The 14,014-nt window shown below is 46.0% G+C and carries 13 protein-coding genes; 5 read left to right on the top strand and 8 right to left on the bottom strand.

Going from position 1 to position 14,014, the window contains the following annotated elements:
• Nucleotides 1–27: 27 nt before the first annotated feature.
• The 3 genes from CSH92_RS15800 to CSH92_RS15790 all read right to left on the bottom strand — a co-directional run bounded on the left by CSH92_RS15800 (nt 28) and on the right by CSH92_RS15790 (nt 2,156).
• Nucleotides 28–921, bottom strand: coding sequence for a LysR family transcriptional regulator (locus CSH92_RS15800; protein WP_100658622.1), 894 nt, complete (start codon nt 919–921; stop codon nt 28–30).
• A gap of 78 nt (nt 922–999) precedes the next feature.
• On the bottom strand, nt 1,000–1,695 hold the full coding sequence (locus tag CSH92_RS15795) for a pirin family protein (protein WP_100658621.1): 696 nt from the start codon (nt 1,693–1,695) through the stop codon (nt 1,000–1,002).
• An 11-nt stretch (nt 1,696–1,706) separates the two neighbouring features.
• A complete protein-coding gene (locus tag CSH92_RS15790) occupies nt 1,707–2,156 on the bottom strand; it encodes a DoxX family protein (RefSeq protein ID WP_100658620.1) in 450 nt (149 codons plus the stop codon).
• Between the two features lie 321 nt (nt 2,157–2,477).
• Between CSH92_RS15790 and CSH92_RS15785 the strand changes: the two genes are divergently transcribed.
• Nucleotides 2,478–3,530, top strand: a complete 1,053-nt coding sequence (locus CSH92_RS15785; protein ID WP_100658619.1) for an NAD(P)-dependent alcohol dehydrogenase — start codon at nt 2,478–2,480, stop codon at nt 3,528–3,530.
• A gap of 31 nt (nt 3,531–3,561) precedes the next feature.
• Here CSH92_RS15785 and CSH92_RS15780 read toward each other — a convergent pair whose 3' ends face one another.
• Nucleotides 3,562–4,629, bottom strand: coding sequence for a CNNM domain-containing protein (locus CSH92_RS15780; RefSeq protein WP_100658732.1), 1,068 nt, complete (start codon nt 4,627–4,629; stop codon nt 3,562–3,564).
• A 152-nt stretch (nt 4,630–4,781) separates the two neighbouring features.
• On the opposite strand from CSH92_RS15780, the gene CSH92_RS15775 reads away from it, so the two are divergent.
• The 4 genes from CSH92_RS15775 (at nt 4,782) to CSH92_RS15760 (ending at nt 11,036) form a co-directional block, all read left to right on the top strand.
• A complete protein-coding gene (locus CSH92_RS15775) occupies nt 4,782–6,734 on the top strand; it encodes an alpha/beta hydrolase family protein (protein WP_100658618.1) in 1,953 nt (650 codons plus the stop codon).
• A gap of 88 nt (nt 6,735–6,822) precedes the next feature.
• Nucleotides 6,823–7,479: a methylamine utilization protein gene (locus tag CSH92_RS15770; protein ID WP_100658617.1), complete on the top strand. Its 657-nt coding sequence runs from the start codon at nt 6,823–6,825 to the stop codon at nt 7,477–7,479.
• A complete protein-coding gene (locus tag CSH92_RS15765) occupies nt 7,472–9,817 on the top strand; it encodes an EAL domain-containing protein (RefSeq protein ID WP_100658616.1) in 2,346 nt (781 codons plus the stop codon). Before CSH92_RS15770 ends, CSH92_RS15765 begins: the two co-directional genes overlap by 8 nt.
• Before the next feature lie 13 nt (nt 9,818–9,830).
• Nucleotides 9,831–11,036, top strand: a complete 1,206-nt coding sequence (locus CSH92_RS15760; RefSeq protein WP_124916985.1) for a hypothetical protein — start codon at nt 9,831–9,833, stop codon at nt 11,034–11,036.
• 14 nt (nt 11,037–11,050) lie between these two features.
• Here the strand turns inward: CSH92_RS15760 and CSH92_RS15755 are convergent, their stop codons facing one another.
• The 4 genes from CSH92_RS15755 to CSH92_RS15740 all read right to left on the bottom strand — a co-directional run.
• A complete protein-coding gene (locus CSH92_RS15755) occupies nt 11,051–11,998 on the bottom strand; it encodes a DUF4382 domain-containing protein (protein WP_100658614.1) in 948 nt (315 codons plus the stop codon).
• A 215-nt stretch (nt 11,999–12,213) separates the two neighbouring features.
• Nucleotides 12,214–12,546, bottom strand: a complete 333-nt coding sequence (locus CSH92_RS15750) for a DUF3392 domain-containing protein (protein ID WP_100658613.1) — start codon at nt 12,544–12,546, stop codon at nt 12,214–12,216.
• A gap of 133 nt (nt 12,547–12,679) precedes the next feature.
• A complete protein-coding gene (locus CSH92_RS15745) occupies nt 12,680–13,327 on the bottom strand; it encodes a hypothetical protein (RefSeq protein WP_124916984.1) in 648 nt (215 codons plus the stop codon).
• Between the two features lie 612 nt (nt 13,328–13,939).
• Nucleotides 13,940–14,014: EF-Tu C-terminal domain-related protein (locus tag CSH92_RS15740; RefSeq protein ID WP_164084780.1), on the bottom strand; the 75-nt coding region annotated here is incomplete at its 5' end.

The raw sequence follows: 14,014 nt of genomic DNA, 5'->3' as shown, positions 1-14,014 counted from the left end.
ACGCAGAAAAGTTGGTGAATACTTACTTCAATTTAACCAATTTTGTTCAGTGGCGTGTTCATAAAACCAAGTCGCCGCTTTGCCTTGCGTTGTTTTCGCTTTGGCTAGGTATATCGGAATGGGCGGGCGCGGAATATCCGTGTATTTAATGACTAATTTTTGCTCTTTGAGTTCTTGCTTGATCGCATGTAGCGGCAAAAAGCCAACACCAACACCTTGTACTTGAGCGGCAATTTTATGCGCTAGCGAACTCACGCTAATGGTTTGTCGGGCAGCAAATAAACCCGATGAGCGCTGCGCTAACGTGCGCGATGAATCCGATACTACAACTGCAGGGAATTCTTGGACTTGGTTTGCCGCTACCGGCTCACTAAGTCTTGCTAAGGGATGATGAGGTGCAACGGCGAACACCCATTCAACTTCACCAATTTGCGCAATATCATATAAACCACTGGCGACTTCTCCACTCACACCTATAGCAATATCAGCACGTTGGGTATACAAAGCATCCCAACTACCACCTAACACTTCTTCAATGATTTGAATATTCACCGGCTTTTGTAATTGGCAAAAATCCTCAATAAGTCCTAACAGCGGTGTGCACGGTAATAACGAATCCAGAGCTATGGTTAACCTGGGCTCCCATCCGGTTTCCAACTCTTTGACTTTTTCGGCCAAACGGTTTGCTGCCTGCAATAATTGCAACCCCTCTTCCAGAACTAATTGTCCTGCCGGCGTCAACACGGCGCGATGACCACTGCGATCAAATAATGCAACGCCAAGCTCTTGTTCCAATTTACTGACCGTGTAAGTCAGTGCCGAAGGAACTTTAAACAATGCCTCGGCAGCGGCCGCAAAAGATCCCTTCTCTTGTATCGTTTTAAGCACCATAAGTGCATCAAGGTTGATAGGATTTGGCATGAGGAATTCGGTTTAGGTTTAGATTATTCAGTATGGCCAATTCAACAACAGGTGGCAATTGCCACCTGTGCGGTTGCTTTAAGGCAAATCAAACAGTAACGCAGTCGTCTCACTATCTGAATTGCGGATTAACTCAAGTTCCGACTCTTCACTAAAGTGAATTCCATCACCTGATGATAATGAGTGCCCACATACAGAAATATCACCTTGGATAACATGAAGATAATAATTCCGCTCCTCGACTAACCCCATCGTTAATTTATCAGTTGCCGTCAAATTGATATGACTTAAACTGGCGTCCTGCTTGATTTGCAATGTTCCATTGCTGCCATCAGGCGTAATCACCATGGTCTGCGGCAGAGTTAAGTCAAACCGCTTTTGTTGGTAGCCGGGCTGCCCACCGCGCTCGTTGGGTTGGATCCAGATCTGCAAAAAAGCCAAAGGATCAGTCGTCGATGCGTTAAATTCACTGTGCGTGATCCCGTTGCCTGCTGACATCAATTGGAACTCACCCGCGGGTAGCAATTGCTCATTCCCTTCGCTATCTTTATGCACCATCGCTCCTTCAGTCACCAAGCTGATAATTTCCATATGGCTGTGACCGTGGGTACCAAATCCTGCACCAGGCGCTACCTTATCGTCATTGATAACTCGTAACGCTGACACCCCCATGTGCTGTGGATCATAATATTGCCCGAAAGAAAACGTGTGCCGGCTATCAAGCCAACCGAAGTTGGCGTGACCTCGGGCGTCAGATAATCTGACATTAAACATAATCTGCCTCCTTATGCGTTGCCATTGAGACGTTGCTGTACAACATTATCGAGTGCGAATCGCCCTGCTCCTGACACCATTAGGGCCACCGATATCGCAAGCAAGCTCAAGCCAAATTCATAACCATTGTTAGCCATAAATAAACCATTCTCTAAGTGCACCGATACAATGGCGACCAGCATGGTTACCGCCAACACTAACGCAGTAGGTCGCGTAAGCAGACCAAGCAGTAAAAATAAACCGCCAAAGAATTCTGCACTACCCGCCATCAAAGCCATTAAGTAGCCAGGCTCAAGACCGATTGATGCCATCCACTGTCCTGTGCCTTCTAATCCATAACCACCAAACCAACCAAACAGTTTTTGCGCTCCATGGGCTGCGAAAATCACCCCAGCTGATAAGCGTAATGCCACTGGTGCCAAAGAAGGTTGTGAGGTAAATAATGCTGATAATTTATTCATGTCTATCTCCAAAAGTTCAAACTATTTAATCAAATTAAACCCAGTGAATTCATTATTAGCCTGAACAGTTAAATTAGATAGCGAAACATTTGCAATAAAACATTCAAATTATTTGAATTTTTTACTTGGCGATTTACTCGAGCGCAATGCCTGCATTTTCGCAGCCGGCGGTTTTTTAGCGTTTCCGGAATACATTCAGGAACTATTTAGCAGTCACATAATGCACTAACAATAAAAGTGATATTACTGGCGGTTGATCTTTGTTGAACTACTATCATTATCTATCTAACGTAAAATCAAATAATCAAGCAGCGAGGGCTTATGCAAACAATTGGTTACGCAGCACATTCTTCAGATGCACACATGGTGCCCTATCATTTTGAAAGACGCGCATTACGTGACAATGATGTGGCTATCGAGATTTTATATAGTGGTATTTGCCACTCTGATTTGCATACGGTAAATGGTGATTGGGGCGACCAACACTATCCACTCGTACCTGGCCATGAAATTGTAGGGCGAGTGATTGACGTGGGTCCAGCAGTTAAAAGTTACAAGGTAGGTGATTCGGTAGCGGTCGGCTGTATGGTTGATAGTTGTCAAGAGTGTGACCAGTGTCACAATCATGAAGAACAATATTGCCGCAACGGCATGACCCCAACCTATGGCGCACCCGATCGAATTTCCGGAGAGACGACTCAAGGTGGTTATTCTAAGCACATTGTTGTGCGCGAAGAATTTGTCCTGCGTGTGCCTGACGCACTCGATATGAGCCGAGCAGCCCCTATCCTTTGCGCTGGGATCACTACCTACTCCCCATTGCGCACATGGGGTGTTAAAGCAGGGTCTCGAGTCGGCGTAATCGGACTCGGTGGGCTTGGACACATGGCTGTAAAACTAGCAGCCGCAATGGGCGCAGAGGTTACGGTAATCAGTCGTTCTGACGCCAAGTCTGCCGAAGCCAAGCAGAGTGGTGCAAAAGGCGTTCTGGTATCTACCGACAAGGCGGCTATGAAAGCTGCCATGGCATCCTTTGATCTGATCTTAGATACGGTGCCAGTGAAGCATAATGTCGATGATTACACGCCATTACTAGATGTTGATGGTACGCTGGTGATCGTAGGCCAGGTCGGTCCAATGGAAGAGTCGATGACTATCCCCCTTATCATGGGCCGCAGGCGGGTCGCCGGCTCTTTGATTGGTGGCATCAAAGAAACCCAAGAAGTGTTGGATTTTTGTGCAGAGCACGATATACACCCTGAATGCAAAACCATTCGAGCCGAAGAGATCAATGATGCGTTCGCCCATCTCAGTAAAGGTGATGTAGCTCATCGCTTCGTTATCGATATGGCGTCACTTGCAGTAGAAAATTAAGACAAACGGGGCAGAATTCGTTTCTGCCCCGTTAGCTTTCCGGATCAGCAAATGATTGAGCGTCAGCTAGGCGCTTCTCCTGGCGCTTGGAGACAATCCGCGCGAGGCGCTTCATGCTTACGGCATTGTCTTTTTCATCGATAATATCAACGCCAAGTAATTTTTCGAGCAAATCCTCGAGCGTCAAGATACCCACAAGACCACCATATTCATCAACCACCAATAGCATATGCACATGGCTATCAATAAAGTGATTGAATGTGATCGACAGTGGCATAGAGTCTAACAAAGTGACCAAAGGTTTCACGTATTCTTGTAACGACTTTGTGCCGTTGCCTCTGGCCTGCGCAACTAGGAGGTCAGATCGCATCACATAACCGGTTATTTTTTCACTGTCGTTGTCTTCATAGACCGGTATCCGTGAAAACTCAATATTACTGTGCTTATGAAAGAAAGCCTCGACGCTGGTACTCTCATCAACGGAAAATATGCGCGTGCGATGGGTGATCGCATCTCTTACTTTAAGGCTATGTAAATTCAATACGTTTTGCACAAATGCCACTTCTTGATTGGCTAACTGACCTTCCTCAGCAGATAGTTTTGCCATCATTTGCAATTCCATGCGGTTCAGTCCGCGCAATGGACTGTCTTCTTTAAACCCTTTGGTTAGCCATTCGGACATTTTGACAAATGGGTAGAGCAAGATGATTAAATACTTTAAAAAATAGGCCGTCGCTGGAGCAAGTTGGCGCCAGAACGTCGCCCCTAAGGTCTTAGGTATAATTTCGGAAAAGACTAAAATCAATAACGTAAGAACAGCGGAAATGACACCAAGATAGGCATCACCAAACACAGCAGCCGCTTGTGCCCCTGCCCCTGCGGCGCCCATCGTATGTGCAATGGTATTCAACGTCAGGATAGCAGCTAATGGCTGGTTGATATTATTGGATAAACGCTCCAAGAGCTTACCTGATGGCTTATCACGGTGTTTCAGAGAAGAAATATAAGCGGGTGAAATACTTAAAATCACGGCTTCAGCAATGGAGCATAAGAATGAAAATCCCAATGCAATCAAGACATAAATAGTCAGCAGAAACATAAATAAAACCAGAACCAAGCGGACGCCCATTATGCAATACTCAGTCGCATGTTCAAGTTAAATCACTGTTTGTCAAAGAGCCTAGCATTGAGCTAGGCAATCTTTAGGAAATTCGATACAGTTCGTAAAAAGGAAATTTCAGAGTTAGGGATATGCGGCAGTACTTAGCATTATTCACCAGTTTATTTTTTTGCTTTATAAGCCTCAGTCAGGCTGAAGAACCGCTAGTAACAGCTTTTGGTTCGTTGCCCGACGTTAAAACCATGAAGATATCGCCCAGCGGCGCCAAACTGGCTTTTCTACAACGTAACAAGGATAGCTATGCACTGGTGATGCAGTCACTGACTGAAAATCAAGAAAAGCCGATTGTTTTTGCTGTCAACGAAGGCGAGATCCGTGATCTCAGGTGGGTAGCTGACGAACGGGTTATGCTGACGATTACAGTGCCTTATCACTACGCGCCAGCCCAAATGTGGTACACGTTTTTCCGCACTGCGTTAGTTAATACAATCAACGGTGAGGCCCTGTTTCCGTTCAGTAGCGAACGCTACCGATACAACACTAACGGCATGCGTCTGGAACACACCCTACCCGCTGATGCTGCGCACGTTTACGTGTCGAATACCTACAGAGCCAATTTGGAAGCGCCACGCAGCGAAGGCTTGTTCAAGCTGAATGTGTTAACGGGTGACACTGAGTTAATCGAATCAGTGTTTATGCCGAATAGTAACGGGGCTTCATGGATTTTTGACGACACTGGCGACTTTCTTGGCTATCAGCAATACAGTGATAACGCCGAGCGCTGGGAAACGTATTGGAAGCAATCCGATGGTAGCGGATATAACCAAGTACAATATTTCCCAGAGAAAGAATTTGGCATACCGCGAATACTCGCCGTCAATGGCGAGACTGCATACGTGCGGTGGACCACATCAAATGGTGTTTGGGGGCTTTATGCCACGCCCAAAGAAGATTTGCAGGCCAAACGCAATGTCTTGCTTAGATTTGCCGAACATGATCTCGACAATGACTTCTATCAAGATTTGCATACCGGAAAACTCCTCGGTGCAACAGTTGTTCGCGACGTGTTCGAACAACATTTTGTTTTCGATGATGAACTCGCCGGTATCTACCGTTCATTGCAGGCTACATTTGAACAAGCGCAGGTCGAGATCCTGAGCTACTCCCGCAATCGTCAATTATTGACTGTAGTGGTGAGTGGTACTGGATTGGGACCTACCTATTACTTGTACGATCGAGGTGCAGGAGAAATCGCCTTGCTGGGAGAAGAATATCCACTTTTGGCTGAGCGACAGCCCACGCAAACAGAACCGTTTACCTTTACCGCAACCGATGGTTTAACAATCCCCGGTTATTTAACTTTGCCTAACGTCAGTGACACTAAGCCTGAACTTATCGTTTTACCCCATGGTGGCCCTCACTCTCGCGATAATGCCGATTTCAATTGGATCCGCGATTTCTTTGTGGCTAATGGCTATGCCGTCTATCAGCCCAACTTTCGCGGATCTTCAGGTTACGGCTATAAGTTTTTAAACGCTGGGTACGGACAATGGGGCCGACGTATGCAGCAAGATGTCTATGAAGGCACTCAAGCGGTACTAGCGAGTGGAAGAGTCGCTCAACGTAAACCCTGTATCATTGGCCACAGTTACGGTGGCTACGTTGCGCTATTAGCCGCTGTGGAGGCGCAAGCACAATTTCGTTGTGCAATTTCATCTGCGGGAGTTTCGAATATGAAACAACTATTGGATGAAGAAACCATATTATTTTCTGACAATGACGGATGGGAGCGTAATAAGCACGCTCAGCAATATTTTGCAGGTGAGATCACGAGCAGTAACTTAACGGCTATATCACCGCACGAAAGAGCGGACAAAAATACCTTGCCACTACTCATGTTTCACGGCAAACGCGATACCGTAGTGCGCTATAAACATTCTGAACGCATGTATGCCAAACTAAGGGATAGCGGCAATAAAGGAGCTGTTTTGCTACCCGCGAACGGTTCCGACCACTGGTTCACGCAAGCACAAACTCGAAAAGTGTTTCTCAGCGACTCCTTATACTTTATCCAAACCAGATAATCATTAATTTAAAGGCTAGAGGAATAAAATTCGCTTTTTACCGTTCTGTTATTCATAGTAACTATGTATTTAACAGGTGAGAGCAACTATGCGGTGGCGTGCTTTTGGAACTGCGATTATTGGGGTCGCTGGGGTTAGCTTGGTTTTTGGTGGTGAACTAACTGCGACGGTAGTGGCCAATGATGGGAGCCCACTTACTAATATAGCCGTCTTAGCAAAGCCACTATCCGCCAGCGATACTGCTGCTCCAGCAGCCTCTTTGAGTGCGGTAATGGATCAGGTTAATCGCCAATTTGTGCCGCATACTTTGGTGGTCCAACGTGGCACCAAGGTGAGTTTTCCCAACTCAGATAGCGTGAAACACCATGTTTACTCATTTTCACCCGCCAAAACCTTCGAACTGAAACTTTACAGTGAGTTGGATGTTGATCCTCTATTATTCGAAACAGCTGGCGAGGTCGAGCTCGGTTGCAATATTCATGACTGGATGTTGGGCTATATTTATGTAGCAGATACACCATTCTTTGGACAAACCAACGCGCAAGGTAAAGTGACGCTGACCCTACCTGAAGGTGATTACCTGTTGTCAATTTGGCATCCAAGAATTAGAACCAACGACCGCAATGCGTCCCACCCTATATCAGTCAGCGTTGATCAAACCGAAACCCGTCTGACATTGACTGAAGATTTATGGCCGAGTCTAGGCGACTATGAAGCATCCGATGGATTAAGTGACTATGATTAAACGTTGGCTTTCAGCCTGTGTTGCGCTGCGCACTAAACTGCTAATCAGCTTTCTTACGATTGTCGTCATCATTGTCACGTTTACCCTGTATATCGTGCAATCTGCTACATACCAGCATTCTACTGGAGTATTACGCAATTACACCGATGTGGCTCACACAGTGATCCGCGAGCACTTATCAGATACCGCAAATGTGTTGCAAAGCGCTGGGGCAACGCTGGCTGATGATTTTAGCGTGAAGAAACTGATTGTCGAAGCCAGTGCAGATCCAGCCTCATTAGAGCTGGCGATGCAGAACTTTATGCAGCGTTTCGATGCAGAAGGTTTCGCCGTTATTCGCCAGGATGGTGTGCTACTTTCAGCTTCAGATAATTTTAATCAAATAGACACCACGCTGGTTGCTACAATGGCTGAGACCGGGGTTACCTGGATTGCCAATGAACAGCAGTTTTTTTTGGCTAAAGCCGCTCCCGTAAAAAATACACCGCGTTCACGGACTCCGATTGCATGGCTTGTATTTGCCAAATCAATTGATGCGCTGATGAATGAAAAGCTCACTCGCCTGACATCTATGGACGTTAGTTTTATCCGGCAAAGTGGTTCAAGCTTTGAGTTTGTTGCATCAAGTTACTCAGCGGATATTCAGCAAGAGTTCAACACCGTTGAGATTAACAAAGACCGCTCTCTACAGGATAGTTATTTACCCAGTGGTCATTATATATATGCCTTATTCTCCCTCGGTGAGCCGCCGTCCGCTGCAATCCAATTAATGTTGTCTACCGTTGAAGAGAATGCCTATTTATCCTACAACGCTTTACTTGGGCGCTTGTTTGGACTGCTTGTGATTGCGGCTGGCTTGGCACTTTTAAGTGCATTGTTTATCGCCAATGGCATAACCCAGCCGATCCAAAAATTAGTGGCCATGACACAGCAAATTCGCCAAGGGATTATTGTCGATGATCTGCCTCACCAAAGCACGACCGAGGTGAACACCCTATCTAGCGCGATCAGTTCAATGCAGCAAGGGATTATTAAGCGTGAGCAGGAAATACAACACCTGGCTTTTTATGACGAAGTAACCCAGCTCCCCAACCGCAATAGCTTTATGCAGCGATTGGAGACGCAAATTTCCACCCACCCCGACACGCCATTTAACATTGTCTTTATCGATATCGATCGCTTTAAAGAAATCAACGATACCATTGGTCATACTGCAGGGGATGAACTTCTCAAGCAAGTGGGGGAAAGACTCCAACACGGCTCTCGCAACGACTTGTTCATCGCTCGTTTAAGTGGTGATGAATTTGCCCTGATTGGCACACAAGATGCCAATACCGAACAGCTCATGGATGAAATCGCGAGCCAATTTAACTCGCCTTTTAGTCTGCAGAATTTATCTCTCGATATCGATGTGAGTATAGGTGGAGCGACTTATGCTGAGCACGCAACAACGCCAAGCGAGCTAATGCAGGCCGCTGATATTGCGCTCAATCATTGTAAGTCGACACACAAGAAGCATGTGCTGTATGCATCCGAACTCAACACTTTTTCTGTGCAGCGCTTGCGCTTAATGGGTGAGTTAAAGGATGCACTCACTGCTGGTCAACTGGCCCTTTTTTACCAACCTAAGTTAACCATCGAGCAGGACCAAATTGACAGTGTTGAGTGTTTAATTCGTTGGACCCACCCTGAGCATGGCTTTATTCCTCCTGATGAGTTTATTCCGCTGGCTGAACAAACCGGTGCGATAAAATATGTCACCCAATGGGCATTACGAGAAGCTTGCAGGCAACAAAGTGAATGGCGCAAAGAAGGTATTGAAGTGGCTATGGCAGTTAATATTTCAGCCATTGACCTTACCGATCTATCGCTTCCTTTGATGGTATCAACGTTGCTCAACGAATTCTCCATGCAGCCGAAGCATTTAATTCTAGAAGTGACCGAAAGTGCAGTAATGGCTGAACCTGAAATCGCGATCAACGCACTGCACATGTTGAGCCGTATGGGGATCAAGCTTTCCATTGATGACTTTGGTACCGGATTCTCTTCTCTTGCCCAATTGAAGAAGATGCCGGTGGATGAGATCAAGATAGATAAGGCTTTCGTGCTGCAACTTGCGACCAATAGCGATGATCAAACAATGGTCAAAACGATTGTTTCCATGGCGAAAAATCTTGGACTTAGCACGGTCGCGGAGGGAGTAGAAGACCAAGCAAGCGTTGCACTGCTGCATCAAATGGGATGCACCACGGCACAAGGGTTCCATATTTCCCGCCCACAGCCAGCCGAAGCGATTACTGCATGGTTACTCCAACAACCTTGTTTCCAATGCCCTTAGTTAGAATGAGGTAATGATGCGGATACTTTTCGTCTTACTTTTCATGTGTTGCAGTTCAGCAATAGCACAGGAGATATCTGGTCGCGTCGAAGGCGGATTAAGTGTTAGTAGTTCAGAACCTAACTTTCTCTCTCAAGGAAGCGGAATTTTACGTTCCGAGGGAAGCGAAATATTACTGCAGCAGGGGTTTATACGCTTAGAACATGATTGGGCTGATGCGTGGCATATTGATATGGTTGGCAACATCTATTCTGACGGAGAGAGAAAACTAGGCCTAACGCAAGCATTCATTCGCTACAAACCACTTATGCAACAGACCGTTAAGTTTCAATCTCGTGTAGGCTTCTTTTATCCCGAGCTATCGATTGAAAATACCCAGCCCGGCTGGTTATCACCATATACCTACACCCAATCGGCAATCAATAGCTGGTTTGGCGAGGAACTACGTACCCTTGGTGCCGAATTCAGCCTGCTATCTAATGGCCGGGCTAGACGCAGTCCGTGGAGCTGGGAAACCCATCTCGGCGTGTATAAAGGCAATGACCCAATAGGTTCATTGCTCACTTGGCGCGGATTTGCACTGCATGACCGACAAAGCCTGCATCACGACAAAATTCCTTTTTCACCCATTCCAACGGTGATCAGTGAAGATTTAGTCAATGGCCCAAATTACGTTGAACCGTTTACCGAGATTGACGGGAAATGGGGATTTTATCTTGGACTACAGGCAAGGTACTTCCGCAAAACCGAAGTTCGCTACTACTACTATGACAACCTAGCGGACCCAACCGCGGTCAATCAACAACGGCTATATGCGTGGCGCACAAAGTTTCATTCACTTACGTTCCAGCATCAGTTATCTCCTCAATGGCGGGTCATGGCGCAAGTTCTCGACGGAGCGACCGATATGGGTAGCCGTTTTGTATACGCCGATTTCTCTTCAGCGTATGTCGCTGTTTCTTGGAACGATAGCGATCACCGGATTTCTGCACGACTTGATCTATGGGATGTCGATGAAGATGACCGCTGGCCACAAGATCAAAATAATAGTCACGGTATTGGGGTTACCGTCGCCTGGCGCTATGCAATTAATAGCCACTGGGAACTCGGTAGTGAATACCATTGGAATAAGAATCGGGCGGCTAATCGCCGTCAGTTTTCGCAGTCAGAAACAATAACTCAGCAGCAGCTTCGCCTAGTGCTGAGTTATCAATTTTGACGTGCAACTAGACGTTACTCAAACGTAACGCTCACTCTTTGCTGGGCGCTAACGCTAACTGATTGCTGCAGCAGAATGCTAAAACCATCGGCAACATTCTCATCGGTTTCGGGTTCATCGTTAGCCGCTAAACACGTAAAGCCAACGGTGTAATCTCCAACCGGCAAATAAGCAACCTCAAAGGCATATTCAGTGTCTGTATTTAGTGACACTTCACCGATCGCAACCGGTGAGATTTCGTTAATATCTGCTGGCTCATCGGCATCATCACCAAGTACGTCTAACGTAAAATCCGTCCCGGCATAGATGTAGACAGCATTACCGACTGCGATATCGACTTTATCGGCACATTGCTCTACTACCAATAACGACTCATCTACAGTTCCAGCGATAGTCCCAGCTTCACTATTCTCGACTACTCGGACGCCTCTAGGCTTAAGCAATATAGCATCTTGCCCTGGCGGTGCGACTAACGATTTACGTAAATCAAATTCAACCGTATACAGCGCTTGCTCTGACTCATCGATAGTAAATCCATCGAGCTTTAACTGATTGCTCGGTACCCGCAGGTCAAAAGTCCCAGATGTCATCTCAATGAAGGAATTGTTTGTGACGTTAAGGCGCAACTGTCCATAGGTTCCAGCTTCAATTTCAACACTATCCAATAGAGTGGCAAAATCTTCGCCTTGAAACGCTAACAGATCAATCTGACGCGCGCCTCCCTGTTCATCGGTAACGTTATAGACAATCGGATCACCATTGCCCGTAAGCTCTATTGAGTCGAACTCAACAACGACCGCAAGGGCATCGTCAACTGGTGCATCTGAAACATTCAGAGTTAGGCTGGCTGGTGTCGGCGCTGGCGTCACAACTGGGTCATCGACTGCCGGTCCTGACGAGCCACCACCACACGCTGTGAGTATGAATAAAGAACCTATTGCGGAATATTTAAACGCTCGCATACATCTACCTCTTTGATTATTACTTCAATGTTCACAGTGCAAGAACATTGCCAATCTCAGCCAGCGCATTAATAGCAAGGCACAGGGCACAGAATACCAAGGCCTAAATGAAATTCGGGAATATTGCCAATGATAACCGTATCAAATTGGATACAGTCCCTCATGGGAAAAATTACACTATCATCAATGCTGTGAAGGTAGATTTTGCTTAGTGACTATATGTAACGACGGTTCTCTGCTAGATAACCGAGTAGTAAGAATAGGAAAATTATCGCCAAGCCACGATAGAGACTTGGGACTAACAAAATCAGCTCTTTGACCCAAGGCGTGGTATACACAATCAGCAAACCGTAGCCAAATGCACAGATCAAAACAAAGATGCCGGTGCGCACGATAAAATGATAGGGACTAAGCGCTCGCTTTATATGTTTGTTGATAACATCCCCATACACAACCAGAATTGTTGCAATAATGGTTAATGCTATTTCAGAATAGTAGGGACTGACCCATTGCGTGAGTTGCTGTAAAGCTTGTACAACTATATCCACTTGAAACACCTTTGCTGAATGACGGCCTATTTACAAGATATTGCGTAATTGCATCATCTAAAAGCCACTATTACAAACGGCCTGATTTTTTGATACACAAGCTTAAATTAAAATAGCCGTAGAAGGCAGACAACTACCTAGGCATTCGAACCAGTAGTAGAACGGAAAAACCCAGTAAAAGTGCCAATAATGCACTAGGCTCGTTTGCGGTTACCATCGGCTTGGCTGCGTGAAGCGCTGAAGTGAAAAATACAGGCTGCTGAAATGCAGTTAGTACAAGATTATCAATAACCGGGAAATTAAGTATGTCGCGGTGAATAGTCAATTGAACTAAATCGGTCAAATCTGTAAACAAATACTCTGCAGCCTTGTTTCCGGCATAAATGTAGGTTGATACTAATTCTCCCGTAGACCGCAAGCCATCGAAATAAACATAGCCTTGATCATTCGAACTAGTGCGCAAGGTGCCAGCAAACAAACTAACTAACGAAAATGCGCTTCCATCGGAAGAGCGAATAGAAGCAAATGAAGATGCCGTATTAAAGTGAAGAGCGTCACCGTCGAACGCAGACAAACCAGTCCAAGCAGAGTAGGCAGAATCAACATAGTACATACCTTTACCAAAGGTAAAATCATATCCACCTTCGCTATAGGGGGACGATATAAAGGTTCCAGAAGACGTAGTATCATCAAAAGTAATTAGGGCAGCGGATACGGAGTTTGAGCAGCACAGCAGTAAAAACTGAAGTACCAGTAGAGTCGTGTTTATTGGACGTTTCATTAGCGCGTTCTTTTTTAGAATTATTATTAACTGCAATCCATCGCTATTATTCAGCAGTTCATCGCTGGCGGTCATTATATTTAAACTTAACCCTAAGTAAATAATATTTTTAGATAAATTGCCAAAGCCTGACAGCACTACGAGCTAAAAACGACGCTTTGCTCGAGTTATATACCAATGTTAGCCGCTGTGTAGATAAGGGCGAAAGTCGAAGAGTCAAAGCCTGACTCGCTGTAGCCCGCTCTCCCGGCCAGTGCGCCTATTCATTTTCCCGAGCCGCCGTAAATATTACCCTTTAGGCTTGCTCGCTGGCTCCCTGCCAGCGACACTCGGTAAACTGAACAGCCTCCCTGCCCTCCGAGCTAGAATCACGTGATAGTTGGGCTGTACACCATTGCGAGCCGTTGCGTTGGGGAGTGAGTTTATCAGCAAACTGTTGAAGCCATGGATGGCGAAATCAAGCGTACATGGACGTATTCACCGCGGGTTTGCTGATAAACTCACTCCCCGATGCTACAGGCGGGAATCGAAGAATGATTGCTAAACGACAGACACAAAAAAGGCCGCTAATGCGGCCTTCTTCAATTTCTAGTGTTATCTAGAGTTGAACAATTAGTCCAAAATCTTAGATACAACACCCGCACCTACTGTACGGCCACCTTCACGGATTGCGAAGCGTAAACCTTC

Source organism: Neoalteromonas flava, assembly GCF_002807685.1.
In the GTDB taxonomy this organism is placed as follows: Bacteria; Pseudomonadota; Gammaproteobacteria; order Enterobacterales; family Alteromonadaceae; genus Alteromonas_E; species Alteromonas_E flava.
The sequence above is the reverse complement of the archived record's forward strand: the minus strand, read 5'-3'. Positions and strand labels throughout refer to the sequence as shown.

Coding starts and splice junctions, on each gene's coding strand:
- CSH92_RS15755 (WP_100658614.1), bottom strand. CDS start 11,998: ATGCGAGCGTTTAAATATTCCGCAATAGGTTCTTTATTCATACTCACA.
- CSH92_RS15785 (WP_100658619.1), top strand. CDS start 2,478: ATGCAAACAATTGGTTACGCAGCACATTCTTCAGATGCACACATGGTG.
- CSH92_RS15775 (WP_100658618.1), top strand. CDS start 4,782: ATGCGGCAGTACTTAGCATTATTCACCAGTTTATTTTTTTGCTTTATA.
- CSH92_RS15780 (WP_100658732.1), bottom strand. CDS start 4,629: ATGTTTCTGCTGACTATTTATGTCTTGATTGCATTGGGATTTTCATTC.
- CSH92_RS15795 (WP_100658621.1), bottom strand. CDS start 1,695: ATGTTTAATGTCAGATTATCTGACGCCCGAGGTCACGCCAACTTCGGT.
- CSH92_RS15765 (WP_100658616.1), top strand. CDS start 7,472: ATGATTAAACGTTGGCTTTCAGCCTGTGTTGCGCTGCGCACTAAACTG.
- CSH92_RS15800 (WP_100658622.1), bottom strand. CDS start 921: ATGCCAAATCCTATCAACCTTGATGCACTTATGGTGCTTAAAACGATA.
- CSH92_RS15770 (WP_100658617.1), top strand. CDS start 6,823: ATGCGGTGGCGTGCTTTTGGAACTGCGATTATTGGGGTCGCTGGGGTT.
- CSH92_RS15745 (WP_124916984.1), bottom strand. CDS start 13,327: ATGAAACGTCCAATAAACACGACTCTACTGGTACTTCAGTTTTTACTG.
- CSH92_RS15790 (WP_100658620.1), bottom strand. CDS start 2,156: ATGAATAAATTATCAGCATTATTTACCTCACAACCTTCTTTGGCACCA.
- CSH92_RS15760 (WP_124916985.1), top strand. CDS start 9,831: ATGATGCGGATACTTTTCGTCTTACTTTTCATGTGTTGCAGTTCAGCA.